Origin of the sequence: Flavobacterium sp. C4GT6 (assembly GCF_036347315.1) — a bacterium.
GTDB lineage: Bacteria > Bacteroidota > Bacteroidia > Flavobacteriales > Flavobacteriaceae > Flavobacterium.
This window is the reverse complement of record NZ_JAZGZU010000001.1, coordinates 21,557-33,760: the sequence shown is the minus strand read 5'-3', so window position 1 is coordinate 33,760 and position 12,204 is coordinate 21,557. Positions and strand designations below refer to the sequence as shown.

Genomic DNA, 12,204 nt, shown 5'->3' with positions numbered 1-12,204 from the left:
TAACAGTTATGACCACAAAAATTATTTATTTCGTATTTGCCCTATTAGTATCTGTAGCAGGCACAGCCCAGGACAGCAGTAAGTTTGAGCCACAACTCAATACTGTACTAAAAGCATTTCAAAATCAGGATGTTTCAAAACTAAATACTGTTTTAGCCGAAAACTTTACCATAGCCGGTATGCCTAAAGGTTTTGAAAAACAGATACTCCCTCAACTTGTAGAGCAGCTCCCTCCTTTTGATTCTTATAAAGTAACAAAGGTTAAAGAAGAGACCAATGCTACAAGGGTTTATCTTTATTTTGTTGAACCAAAAACTAAAGAAAAGGTAACAAGTAACTTTCTGTTTAACACAGAAAACAAAATACAGGAATTTAATTTACTTGATGACAGTGAAATAACCACACAGGTAATAGGGCAATAAAATTGACAGTTAGGTAGGAAACACCTGTTTTTACTTTTCAGGTACTTATACCTGCAAAAAAAACTTACGTTTCGGGTATATTTACAACCGGATAACCCTCTATTAATACACACATAATAATGAGTACACCTGTTTATGTTTTAGGTATCGGACTTTCACACAACGGATCGGCAGTTTTATTAAAAGACGGACATATATGTGTCGCTATAGAAAAGGAAAGGTTAACCCGCATAAAACATGATGGTGGTAATGATACAGAGGCTATTCAGTACTGCCTGGATGCCGAAGGCATAACACTCAAAGATGTTTCACTGGTGGTACAATGTGCTAATTTTGAAATACCTGAAAGAGATCGTTATAAAGGAAAAAGAATATTTGCCGAAACTGATAAACCCGAAATTATAAATATATCACATCACTTGGCACATGCCTACAGCGCTGTGGGTACCTCGCCTTTTGATGAATGTGCCGTAATGGTTATTGATGGCTGCGGCAGTCCTTTAGAGCAGTTCCTGAAGATACATCCTGAACAGCAAAAATATGTTTCTGAAGATATACTCAATGCAATGGAAATGCTTTGTGAAAAGGATAGCTTTTACCACTACAATGGTAAGGAGCTCATCCCTTTGGTAAAGGATTTTAGCCCTATGTCAAAACAAGAGGAAACTGCCTTTACACTGCCAACAACACAGCATTCCATAGGTGGTTTCTATTCTGCAATAAGTGAATATGTTTTTGGTGATATGGACGATGTAGGTAAACTAATGGGATTAGCCCCTTTTGGAGAAAGCGGAATTTTTGATTTTGAGGCTTTTAAATTTGAAAGTGGAAGACTGTTTGTAAAAAACGACTGGAAAAACAGGTTTAACAATCCGTCACAGGGATACGAGTACTTTAAGCAGAATTTTGACTATTATGCCAATGTTGCACTATGGGCACAACAACAGGTTGAAAAAGCAGTATTACAATGTATTACCTACAAGCTGGAACAGTTTCCTCATAAAAACCTATGTTATAGCGGTGGAGTGGCTCTTAACGCAGTAGCCAATTCGAAACTGGAAGATAGCGGTATTACCGAAAATATTTACTTTGAACCGGCTGCTGCTGATAACGGACTCGCATTAGGTTGCGCTTTTTACGGTTGGCTTGAATACCTAAAAATGCCTAAACAAAAACACAATGGCAGTACCTGTTTTGGTAAACAATACACCGATACCGAAATAGAATCGGCTTTAAAAAATTACTCTCAATATACTACTAAAAAGTTTAGTCGCCATAATGAAATGGTTAGTTATGTGGCAGATAAACTTAATGAAGGTAAAACAGTGGGATGGTTTCAGTCGGGTTCAGAGTTTGGACCGCGCTCACTGGGAAGGCGAAGTATACTTGCGCATCCGGGTATAAACGATATGAAAAATCATATTAACAGAGATATAAAGTTTAGGGAAGATTTTCGTCCCTTTGCTCCTGCCGTACTCAAAGACCAGGTAAATGAGTATTTTACCAAAGGTCGATACAGTCCTTATATGATTTTGGTAGACCAAACTAAACCAGAATATATGGAGCAATTGAAAAACGTTACCCATAAAAACGGTTCGGCAAGGGTACAGACCGTAGAAGAAAATTGGAATCCTGTATTTGCTTTATTACTCGAAGAGTTCTACAAACAAAGCGGAATTGCTGTACTGCTAAACACCAGCCTTAATAAAAAAGGTATGCCAATAGTTGAAACGCCACAGGAAGCCCTTAATCTGTTTGATATTACTGCCCTTGATATTATGGTACTGGAAAATTATATGGTAGAAAAATAGTTTTGTTATTGCTCCAGTTCCTTAAGAAGCTGCTCTGCAGCAGGAGAATTCATTCTTTTCAATTCGGCTATCATAAGCTGTTTCTGTTCATCACTAATAACAGGTTTAGGCTTATCAAAACTTTCTTTAGGAGCTTCTTTGTAAAACATTTCATCGGTCCATTCATTTTGAAGTCCGTCAATAACCAAGTGTACACGGTTTGCGGTTCCCCTATTCGCTACAGAATGGGTAAAATTAGCATTGATATACCAGCATTCGCCTTCTTTCATTTCAAGCCTGTTTCCGTCTAAAATAAACTCAACCTCACTATTGGTAACAATAGGAATATGCAGCCTGAAACTACCATCTTCATATCCAAGATCATTATCGGTATGCGGTTTTATTTCGGCTCCTGCCTCAAGCTGTAAAAGGCGTACAGCGGTTTTATCAAACGGAAAACTATCTAGAACTTCTTTAAAATAATGACATATTTCAAGAGCATCGGTAGCTATAAGTTTACCATCGTTTGACGGCATTGCATAAATAGAATCAGACTTCCCGTTTTGTGACATTAAGGCAACCGATGTCCAGTTTCCTCTGTAGTTATTAGTATTATAATGGGATGTCCATTTCTTGGACAAAACCTTTTCAAGATCTTCCTTTAGGCGATGTACATCAAAAGTAAGAGGGAATTTTATATAGCGTACTGGTTTATCCATGGTATAAGTAAGGTTAGGTTGATTATTACTGCTAAGATAATCAAATTATACCTGTATTATATTTATACAATAACCTTAAAAACAAAAAAGAGCCGGATAAACCGACTCTCTTAGTATATTATTGTTTTTTAACGTATTTGGTAAGTATAACAATCATTTGACCTTCTACTTTTCCTTCAATCTGTTCATGATTATCGTGTACAAGCCTAATATTTCTAACCGCTGTACCAATCTTTGCATTTAGGGATGATCCTTTCACGTCAAGATCTTTAATAAGGGTTACGGTATCGCCGTTTTGCAGAATGTTTCCGTTACTGTCTTTATGAAGTTGGGCATTAACATCACTTAAATGATCTCCGGTTTCTTTAGCCCACTCCAGGTTATCATCTTCAAGATAAATCATATCCAGAGCATCGGCAGCCCAGCTTTCATTCCTAAATCGGTTAAGCATTCTCCACGACATTACCTGTACGGCAGGTACTTCGCTCCACATTGAAGTAGGAAGTATATTTTCCCAAAAAGTACCATCCGGTTCTTCCCTTCTTTCAATCTGGTCAACACATTTTTGTGTAACTAAAATCGTATTGTCAATTCCTTTTTTATGTATAGACTGAACCTCATACGTTACAAGGTCGTTTGTAGCACCACTTAATTCACATTGATTACCGCTTCGTTGCTGAAGCTGTTCTTCTATTTTCATTATTCTTATTGTTTAGGACTGCAAAAATAGAAATTCCAAACGATTTTGAGGTTTTTGAAAGATTAATTATTGAAAATTTAAAATTTGTTATGAATCCCTAAACTACTTTTTGGAAAAACGAATTTGGTTACCGAAAGTGTAAGTTGCTGTTAATGAAGGGCCATTGTAGCCCCATTTAAAAAATCCGTTAAGTCTTTGCTTTTCAACATCAACACGAATATTTAGTCCGGTATATCCGGCTGTAAGGCTCAAATTACGATATACATTATAAAGCACCGAAAGATTATAGCTTATTATACGCCCCCTGATGTTATCAACTTTTAGTGCCAGATAGTTTATATTAGTATACAGTCCGAACTTTGGAGAGAGTACAAATTCTCCCCAGGCACCAATATCAGGCAAGGGAGCCGTGAAACTGAAATCATCTTCAACTCCTACCGAGCCTATATTGGTATCCAACTGAAGTCCCATATCGCCAAGTACAACATGGGCACCAATAAGTAGTCCTGCTTCATATTTAGGCTTGCTCAAAATGGCATAACTATATGCTAAACGGGCAATATTTGTATCAAAATAAGCCGTAACGGAAGCATCAATAGGGTAAGTATTATCACCAAACTCTATTTCCCTGTCTAACACGTAAGATGACTCCCTTCTCAAATAAAAATATTCCAATACCAGTCTTGACCTTCGGGATATACGCCATTGAAAATCTGCCATGAATGAAGCACTTGTTTTGGTAAAGCCCAAATCGTCTTCAAGGTCTATAGTAGTACCTAAATTCCCATTATTGTTACCAACCCTTACCTGAGTATTGTTTAACGGAAAAAAGACACCTAAATTAAGTCTGAAACGGCGTGCATACCAAGCCGGTAAACCATCCTGATATAACTCTGGCAGTTCCTCCTCTGTTTGTACTGCTATAGTGTCAAGGTAAATTTCACTGTCAACCTGCGCTGATATGGGAAACCAAACACAGCACATAAAAAATAATAAGGCTCTTTTCATTTTGACAATCGTGTTGGTTAGTACTATTAAAGTTACATAAAAAACAGTAAACCAATACATTAAAACTCAAAAAGAACCTCAAAAGATAAGCTTGGTAAAATTCCAGTGTAGGGTATTAAATAATACCAGTTCGTTATTTAGAGTAGGCAATCCTGCAATTATCTTAATGGTTTCGTGCGCCATCATAGTACCAATTATACCGGGTAACGTACCTATAACACCATTTAAACTGCAATTTGGCACATCTTCAGGATTAGGAGGTTCGGGGAAAATATCCCTTAGGTTTTTACTTCCGTTATGATTGAATAAAGCCAGTTGACCTTCATTTTTAAAAATACTGCCATATACCAGCGGCTTACCCATTTTAACACAGGTATCATTCACTATATAACGGGTAGTAAAATTATCACATCCGTCAACAATCACATCAAAATCAGCTAATAAGCTTTCACAGTTTTCGGCAGTGAGTTTTTCGTTATAAACAATCAGGTTTGTAGCGGTGTTTAACTGCTGCAAAACAGCTTTAGCAGTTTCCGATTTATAACTCCCTACATGAGTTTCATTATACAAAATCTGCCTGTGCAGGTTATGTAACTCTACCCTGTCAAAATCAACAATACCAAGGGTTCCTACACCTGCCGCACTCAAATACTGTAATACCGGGCAACCCAGCCCGCCTGCACCAATAACCAATACTTTGGCATTAAGTAATTTTTCCTGACCTGCCTCCCCTATTTCCGGCAACTGCATTTGCCTACCGTAACGTAAAATATTTTGTATTGATATCATTATTCTATTTTAAACAGATGTGTAAGCCCTGTCCCAGTCTTTCCAAACGGGTTCATAACCTACTGATTTTATTATGGCTGCAATTTGTGCTGGAGTACGTTCGTCACTGGTTTCAAACTGCTCTAACGACTGCTGGTCTACCACATATCCCCCAGGATTAGTTTTAGAGCCCGCACTCATACTCGTAGCGCCCAGAGCAATTATATTATTCCTAAACTTTTCATTCTCTCTTGTAGAGACTGATATTTCAAGGTCTTCGTTCCACAACCTGTAAGCACAAATAAGCTGAACCATATCCCTGTCGTCCATAATAAAGTTAGGTTCTATAATACCTTCGGCAGGACGAAGCCTCGGGAAAGAGACCGAATACTTACTTTGCCAGTACCTTTTTTGAAGATAATCTAAATGCAGTGCCGTAAAAAAACTGTCTATACGCCAGTCCTCAAGTCCCAGTAATACTCCGAGCCCTATTTTATGGATACCTGCCATACCAACCCTATCGGGTGTTTCCAGCCTGAAATCAAAGTTAGATTTCTTTCCCTTTGGGTGGTATTGTTTATATACCTCCTTATGATAGGTTTCCTGATATACCAGTACTGTATGTACTCCGCTTTCATGAAGGGCTTTATACTCTTCTGTACTTAACGGCTGTACCTCAACCGAGATATTAGCAAACTCATTTTTAAGTATCTTTACCGCATTTAAAAAATAGTTTATGTTTACGGTATAATTAGCCTCTCCCGTTACCAGTAATACATGCTCAAATCGCTGTTTTTTCAGGGCTTCAGCTTCAATAAGTATTTCTTTGTCGGTAAGGGTTTTCCTTTTTAGTCTGTTGTCAAAACTAAAACCGCAGTAAGTACATATATTTTGGCATTCGTTACTCAGGTACATAGGGGCATACATCTGTATGGTTTTCCCAAAACGCTTTTGGGTTAGCAACCTGCTTAACTGTGCCATTTGCTCCAGATACGGAGTAGCAGTAGGAGAAATCATAACCAAAAAATCATTGATATCCTTTCTTGGTTTTGCCAATACCCTCTCCACGTCTCTTGCTGTAACCTGATTTAGTCTACTGTTTATGGTATCCCATTCGTAGTTTTCAAAAACTTCCTTAAATGTTGTCATCAGCAATGTTATTCGTATAAAAATGAGGTAAGCGGACTCGATGCCTGCGCATTTTGTAAAGTACCTGCCAGTTGGGCTTCATATGCCTTTCTTCCGGCAATTACAGCCTCCTTAAAAGCCTCAGCCATCAGTTTCGGGTTTCCTGCTACGGCTATAGCTGTATTTACCAAAACGGCATCGGCACCCATTTCCATTGCCTGTGCAGCGTGTGACGGCGCACCTATACCGGCATCTACAATAACAGTCACATTACTTTGTTCCAGTATTATTTCAAGAAAATCGAGTGTTTTTAATCCCTTATTCGTACCAATAGGCGCTCCTAACGGCATTACGGCCGATGTCCCTGCATCTTCCAGGCGCTTGCATAAAACAGGGTCGGCATGAATATAAGGAAGTATCACAAACCCGAGTTTAGCCAGTTCTTCGGTAGCTTTTAGGGTTTCAATAGGATCGGGTAATAAATATTTAGGATCAGGATGTATTTCCAGTTTCAGCCAGTTGGTTTCCAGCGCTTCCCTTGCTAATTGTGCTGCAAATACAGCTTCCTTAGCATTTCTGGCACCCGATGTATTAGGCAATAAATTAATGCTTTCATGGTTTAGGCAGGATAGTAAAGCATCTGTATCAGTCTCCCTGTCAATACGTTTTAGTGCAACAGTTACCAGTTCACTTTGAGATGCCAGTACAGCTTCTTCCATCTGAACATTAGAACCGAATTTTCCTGTTCCTAAAAACAGTCTTGACGTAAAGGTTTTATCTGCTATGGTTAGTGGCTGCATAGTGTGTATAGTTGATATAATAGTTGTTTTTTATTTTCATGTTGGGTAATATACCCTGATAGGGCTACCCCATAAATTCCGGTATCGAGTATGGGTTGAATGTCTTCCTGCTGTATTCCGCCAATGGCGAAAACCGGAATATTTATATCCCCCTCCTGTAGTTGTGTCATTATACTTTTATACCCCGACAGCCCCAGTACCGGACTCAGTTTCTCCTTGGTTTGGGTAAAACGAAATGGCCCCAGTCCTACATAGTCACATTGTTCCCTATGCCTTTGCAAAACATCTTCCAGAGTATTGGCTGTACCACCTATTATCTTATCGTCTCCAACAATTGCTCTTGCCTTTTCAATTGGCATATCGGCTAAGCCTAAATGCACTCCGTCGGCTCCTATTGCTACTACAAGTTCAGGATAATCGTTTATTATAAAAGTACAGTTGTAGTTTTCGGTAAGGCTTTTGGTGGCAATTGCCAGTTCACTCATTTCTGCCTGTGTACCGTTTTTATAGCGTAACTGTAACCAGGTACAGCCCGCATCAAGAACCTGCTTTATATTGGTAAGCTGTTCTGTTATCGAATTTCCCTGAGATATATACTGAATTTTATCGTACATGATCATTACTTATTTTTAGACATTTTCTAAATTCCTCCATTGGTTTTTCTGCCTGCCAAAAACCGCCCAGCAAAGCAAAATCATCAAACCCTTTAGTAAGCAGGGAAGCACAGTTGTTAGCTGTAATTCCGCCCAATGCCACCAGTTTTGTATCAAAAGCGATACGTTTTTTTAGTATTTCTCCCAAATCATTTTTAGGGTTATGTCCAGGCTTGGATATACTGTTATACACCGGACTGAAAAAGGCATAATCAAATCGTGATGATAATTGATTAAAATCAGGCATAGTATGTACCGATGCCGAAATAATATATTCGGCACCGGTTTTTAATTCTTTCAAAATACCATCAAAACCTTCCCTATTCATTTCTGTGAAATGCAGCCTGTTTATATTGTAATCTGCTGCAATTTCATAGTTATGGTGCAACACCAGTTTGGAATGGTATTCACTGTCTACACTTTCAATAAGCCTTCTTAGTTTAGAAGTATATATTTCGGGCTTCCTGAGGTGCAAAAGCGGTAACCCTTCTTCAAAAAGGTTATTAATCGTTTCGGCCTCATTGGCTATACTATGTGGAGATGTGATTATAATCATGGTTTTACAGATAGATTTCCTTGCCTGTTTCCACAAACTCGTCTGACTTCTCTTTCATCCCTTTTTCGGCTACATCCCTTATTTCCTGAGATATTTTCATAGAGCAGAATTTAGGTCCGCACATAGAGCAAAAGTGTGCCACTTTAGCACCATCTGCAGGCAGGGTTTCATCATGGAACTCACGAGCAGTATCGGGGTCAAGGGCTAAGTTAAACTGGTCTTCCCATCTAAATTCAAAACGTGCCTTACTTAAAGCATTATCCCTATACTGTGCACCAGGGTGTCCTTTGGCCAAATCGGCAGCATGGGCAGCAATTTTATAGGTTATCACACCATCCTTAACGTCTTTTTTGTTAGGTAGTCCCAGGTGTTCTTTTGGGGTAACATAACACAGCATAGCAGTACCGTACCAACCTATCATTGCAGCACCAATGGCGGATGTAATATGATCATACCCCGGAGCAATATCGGTAGTTAATGGTCCAAGTGTGTAAAACGGAGCCTCACCACAATGCGCGAGTTGTTTGTCCATATTCTCTTTAATCATGTGCATTGGTACGTGTCCCGGTCCTTCTATAAATACCTGTACATCATGTTTCCATGCTATTTTGGTAAGTTCACCTAATGTTTCCAGTTCGGCAAACTGGGCAGCATCGTTAGCGTCGGCTATAGATCCCGGTCGTAATCCGTCACCCAGTGAGAAAGCCACATCATAAGCTTTCATAATCTCACATATTTCTTCAAAATGAGTATACAGGAAATTTTCCTTATGATGGAACAAACACCACTTAGCCATAATAGAGCCTCCTCTCGATACTATGCCTGTAACACGACTGGCTGTTAGATGGATGTAACGCAAAAGCACCCCGGCATGAATTGTAAAGTAAGATACTCCCTGTTCTGCCTGCTCAATAAGGGTATCCCTGAAAATTTCCCAGGTAAGGTCTTCAGCCTTTCCTTTTACTTTTTCCAATGCCTGATAAATAGGCACCGTGCCGATAGGCACCGGAGAATTACGTATAATCCACTCCCTTGTTTCATGGATGTTTTTCCCGGTCGAAAGATCCATTATAGTATCGGCTCCCCAACGGCAGGCCCATACGGCTTTTTCAACCTCTTCTTCAATGCTCGATGTAACGGCACTGTTACCAATATTGGCATTGATTTTTACAAGAAAGTTACGTCCTATAATCATAGGCTCACTTTCAGGGTGGTTTATGTTATTTGGAATTACGGCACGTCCGGCAGCTACTTCGCTACGAACAAACTCGGGAGTTATTTTATTTTTTGGTGTATTAGCACCAAAGCTGTTACCCGGGTGCTGCTGGCAAAGGTTATTGTTTTCTTTCTCAAAAGCTTCCAGTTTTTGATTTTCCCTAATGGCAATATATTCCATCTCTGGTGTTATTATCCCTTTTTTGGCATAATATAACTGAGAAACATTTGCTCCCTTTTTTGCTTTTAATGGCTTATGCAGGTACTCAAAACGCAGGTTATCCAAACCCGAATCATTAAGACGTTCTTTACCATAGTTTGAAGAAATTTCGGTAAGTTCCTCCACATCTCCCCTGTCCAGTATCCATTGCTCTCTTATTCTTGGCAGTCCTTTCCTTACATCAATTTCTATATTTTCATCAGTATATGGTCCTGATGTATCATAAACCGTTACCGGAGGATTTTTTTCCAAACCTCCGTTTGCCATTCGGGTATCGTTAAGGGTAATTTCCCTCATGGCTACTTTTATAGGGTGAATCTGTCCGTCTACATATATTTTTTTTGAATTAGCAAACGGGGTTCTGGATATTTGATGCTTTTTGTTTTCCATAATAATAGTTTTAAGAATTGGGTATAAAGGATTAACCGCCCTGAGTGGCAGAAATGATTAGGATTTGATATGAAGGATGTAACAGAAAAGAATCCCAGTTGGTTTTTGGGATAACGGTATTGTTTATGGCAACAGCAATACCTTTTTGCTTTTGGGGCGACTCAATATCAAGCAATGCCTGAATAGTAAGCGTTTCCTGTGCAAATTGTTTTTTTTGATTGTTAATGAGTAATTCCATTCGCTCACAGTATATTAGGTTAAATAATATACTTTAGGAATGGCTGCAAAAAAGTGCACAACAGCACTATTAAGAAGTCATCTTACTTTTCCCTACGCCAGTATGAACTGTATCAGGTTCAGAGGGTAAAATCTCAGCCTGCAAATATGCAGACACCCCTAAAGTAGATTACAAATCTATAGTTTTTTTATTAAAACTTACAGTTAGCTCTGTTAAAAAATAAAGCCTCCCAAAAGAGGAGGCTTTATTTCTATGAAGTAGATTTTATTTTTTAATGAGCATGACCACCGCCACCATCACTCTTAATAAGATGGCTCTGAATGTAATAAGCACCTTTAAGTACTATTTTAGCATGGTTGTCTATTTTTTGAAGTACCGTAATCTGAGTATATCCCAACTGAGATGTACCGGTTTTCACCTCTATACGCTGAAAATGGTACATTTCCCCCTCTTTATCATGATCATGACCATCATCATGAGAGTGTCCTTCGGTAGCATCATGGTTATGCGTATCTTCGTCGTCATGATGGTGTCCGTCATCATGAGAGTGACCTTCTTTTTCATCATGATGATGTTCTTCTTCCAAAACAAAAATATACTCCCTTCCGTCTGCCTTTATAATAGCATCATTAGGCAATGCCTGTACTGCCCTTTCTCCTACATCTATAAGCGCATTTACATACATACCCGCAATCAGTTTCTCTTCCTTGTTCATAATATCGGCATGAACGGCAACCGACTTAGTATCGTTTTCAAACGATTTGCCTATGTTGAATATCTTACCCGTAATCTCGGTATTACCTTGATTGGTAAGTACAAAACGAACGTTTTGTCCCGGTTTAACTTTATACAGGTCTTTTTCATAAACTAAAAGATCCACATGCAGTTGAGAATTATCTACAATGGTAAGCAGTGGTTTACCAACCTCTGCATTAGCACCAAGTGTGATATTGATTTCTGTAACATGCCCAGAGATTGGTGCCGTAATTGCCATAATAGAATTTACAGAGCTTTTACTCAGGTTAAGCATGCTAAGCTGCTTATCAAGCGAATTGAATTTTGCCTTTTCGATTTCGTAATCCGACTTGGTACGCTGAAATACCTTTTTAGAGTTTACATTCTCCTCGCTTAATATCTTTTGTCTTTCGTATTCCAGTTCCAGGAACTGCAGATTATTTTTTGACGTAAGGTAAGCCTCCTGCAAACGGGCAAACTCCGGACTTTCCAACACTGCCAGTACCTGACCTTTTTTAACCTCCTCGCCTTCTATCACTTTGATTGCCGTAACAATCCCCGTCATATGTACCGATACATCGGCCTGGTTTTGCGGCGGAAGCTTTGTATATCCGTTGGCATTTATTACTTCGCTCAGGTTTTTCATGGAATAAGTTCCTAACTCAATGTCGGCTGCCTTAAACTGCGCCTCATTAAGTTCTACTTCCTTAACTCCTGTTTCTTCCTCTGCATGATTGTGCGCCTCTTCTGTCTGAGCTTCGTTAGTATGCTCATCATTTGTTTTCTTACCACAGCCTGTAAACAAAAAAGCTGCCGTAATAGTATAAAGGGCTATATTAAGTTGTATCTTTTTCATCTTATG

The 12,204-nt window shown here is 39.0% G+C and carries 13 protein-coding genes and 1 riboswitch; of the genes, 2 read left to right on the top strand and 11 right to left on the bottom strand.

The window, feature by feature from the left end; translation table 11 throughout:
• Nucleotides 1-8 precede the first annotated feature (8 nt).
• Nucleotides 9-422, top strand: coding sequence for a hypothetical protein (locus V3Z67_RS00140; RefSeq protein ID WP_330441402.1), 414 nt, complete (start codon nucleotides 9-11; stop codon nucleotides 420-422).
• 119 nt (nucleotides 423-541) lie between these two features.
• Complete coding sequence (locus tag V3Z67_RS00135) at nucleotides 542-2,233, top strand: carbamoyltransferase family protein (protein ID WP_330441401.1); 1,692 nt, start codon at nucleotides 542-544, stop codon at nucleotides 2,231-2,233.
• Between the two features lie 5 nt (nucleotides 2,234-2,238).
• Here the strand turns inward: V3Z67_RS00135 and V3Z67_RS00130 are convergent, their stop codons facing one another.
• From V3Z67_RS00130 to V3Z67_RS00080, 11 genes are all read right to left on the bottom strand, one after another.
• Entirely contained in the window at nucleotides 2,239-2,931 is a 693-nt protein-coding gene (locus tag V3Z67_RS00130) for an aspartyl/asparaginyl beta-hydroxylase domain-containing protein (protein WP_330441400.1), read from the bottom strand.
• A 118-nt stretch (nucleotides 2,932-3,049) separates the two neighbouring features.
• Nucleotides 3,050-3,631, bottom strand: a complete 582-nt coding sequence (locus V3Z67_RS00125) for a PhnA domain-containing protein (RefSeq protein WP_330441399.1) — start codon at nucleotides 3,629-3,631, stop codon at nucleotides 3,050-3,052.
• Nucleotides 3,632-3,733: 102 nt separating this feature from the next.
• Nucleotides 3,734-4,639 (bottom strand): hypothetical protein, encoded by a 906-nt coding sequence (locus V3Z67_RS00120; RefSeq protein WP_330441398.1) that lies wholly within the window; start codon nucleotides 4,637-4,639, stop codon nucleotides 3,734-3,736.
• Nucleotides 4,640-4,717: 78 nt separating this feature from the next.
• Entirely contained in the window at nucleotides 4,718-5,428 is a 711-nt protein-coding gene (locus V3Z67_RS00115) for a HesA/MoeB/ThiF family protein (RefSeq protein ID WP_330441397.1), read from the bottom strand.
• Between the two features lie 9 nt (nucleotides 5,429-5,437).
• Nucleotides 5,438-6,556, bottom strand: coding sequence for a 2-iminoacetate synthase ThiH (gene thiH, locus V3Z67_RS00110; protein WP_330441396.1), 1,119 nt, complete (start codon nucleotides 6,554-6,556; stop codon nucleotides 5,438-5,440).
• Nucleotides 6,557-6,564: 8 nt separating this feature from the next.
• Nucleotides 6,565-7,335, bottom strand: coding sequence for a thiazole synthase (locus tag V3Z67_RS00105; RefSeq protein WP_330441395.1), 771 nt, complete (start codon nucleotides 7,333-7,335; stop codon nucleotides 6,565-6,567).
• On the bottom strand, nucleotides 7,323-7,949 hold the full coding sequence (locus V3Z67_RS00100; protein WP_330441394.1) for a thiamine phosphate synthase: 627 nt from the start codon (nucleotides 7,947-7,949) through the stop codon (nucleotides 7,323-7,325). The genes V3Z67_RS00105 and V3Z67_RS00100 overlap by 13 nt, the downstream gene beginning before the upstream one ends.
• Nucleotides 7,939-8,544: a thiamine phosphate synthase gene (locus tag V3Z67_RS00095; RefSeq protein WP_330441393.1), complete on the bottom strand. Its 606-nt coding sequence runs from the start codon at nucleotides 8,542-8,544 to the stop codon at nucleotides 7,939-7,941. The genes V3Z67_RS00100 and V3Z67_RS00095 overlap by 11 nt, the downstream gene beginning before the upstream one ends.
• Before the next feature lie 4 nt (nucleotides 8,545-8,548).
• Nucleotides 8,549-10,369, bottom strand: a complete 1,821-nt coding sequence (gene thiC / locus V3Z67_RS00090; protein ID WP_330441392.1) for a phosphomethylpyrimidine synthase ThiC — start codon at nucleotides 10,367-10,369, stop codon at nucleotides 8,549-8,551.
• A gap of 31 nt (nucleotides 10,370-10,400) precedes the next feature.
• Nucleotides 10,401-10,607 (bottom strand): sulfur carrier protein ThiS, encoded by a 207-nt coding sequence (gene thiS, locus V3Z67_RS00085; RefSeq protein WP_330441391.1) that lies wholly within the window; start codon nucleotides 10,605-10,607, stop codon nucleotides 10,401-10,403.
• A 72-nt stretch (nucleotides 10,608-10,679) separates the two neighbouring features.
• Nucleotides 10,680-10,777, bottom strand: a riboswitch (TPP riboswitch).
• 101 nt (nucleotides 10,778-10,878) lie between these two features.
• Nucleotides 10,879-12,198, bottom strand: a complete 1,320-nt coding sequence (locus tag V3Z67_RS00080) for an efflux RND transporter periplasmic adaptor subunit (protein ID WP_330441390.1) — start codon at nucleotides 12,196-12,198, stop codon at nucleotides 10,879-10,881.
• Nucleotides 12,199-12,204 lie beyond the last annotated feature (6 nt).

Coding starts and splice junctions, on each gene's coding strand:
- V3Z67_RS00100 (WP_330441394.1), bottom strand. CDS start 7,949: ATGTACGATAAAATTCAGTATATATCTCAGGGAAATTCGATAACAGAA.
- V3Z67_RS00140 (WP_330441402.1), top strand. CDS start 9: ATGACCACAAAAATTATTTATTTCGTATTTGCCCTATTAGTATCTGTA.
- V3Z67_RS00120 (WP_330441398.1), bottom strand. CDS start 4,639: ATGAAAAGAGCCTTATTATTTTTTATGTGCTGTGTTTGGTTTCCCATA.
- thiH (WP_330441396.1), bottom strand. CDS start 6,556: ATGACAACATTTAAGGAAGTTTTTGAAAACTACGAATGGGATACCATA.
- V3Z67_RS00095 (WP_330441393.1), bottom strand. CDS start 8,544: ATGATTATAATCACATCTCCACATAGTATAGCCAATGAGGCCGAAACG.
- V3Z67_RS00135 (WP_330441401.1), top strand. CDS start 542: ATGAGTACACCTGTTTATGTTTTAGGTATCGGACTTTCACACAACGGA.
- V3Z67_RS00125 (WP_330441399.1), bottom strand. CDS start 3,631: ATGAAAATAGAAGAACAGCTTCAGCAACGAAGCGGTAATCAATGTGAA.
- thiC (WP_330441392.1), bottom strand. CDS start 10,369: ATGGAAAACAAAAAGCATCAAATATCCAGAACCCCGTTTGCTAATTCA.
- thiS (WP_330441391.1), bottom strand. CDS start 10,607: ATGGAATTACTCATTAACAATCAAAAAAAACAATTTGCACAGGAAACG.
- V3Z67_RS00105 (WP_330441395.1), bottom strand. CDS start 7,335: ATGCAGCCACTAACCATAGCAGATAAAACCTTTACGTCAAGACTGTTT.
- V3Z67_RS00115 (WP_330441397.1), bottom strand. CDS start 5,428: ATGATATCAATACAAAATATTTTACGTTACGGTAGGCAAATGCAGTTG.
- V3Z67_RS00080 (WP_330441390.1), bottom strand. CDS start 12,198: ATGAAAAAGATACAACTTAATATAGCCCTTTATACTATTACGGCAGCT.
- V3Z67_RS00130 (WP_330441400.1), bottom strand. CDS start 2,931: ATGGATAAACCAGTACGCTATATAAAATTCCCTCTTACTTTTGATGTA.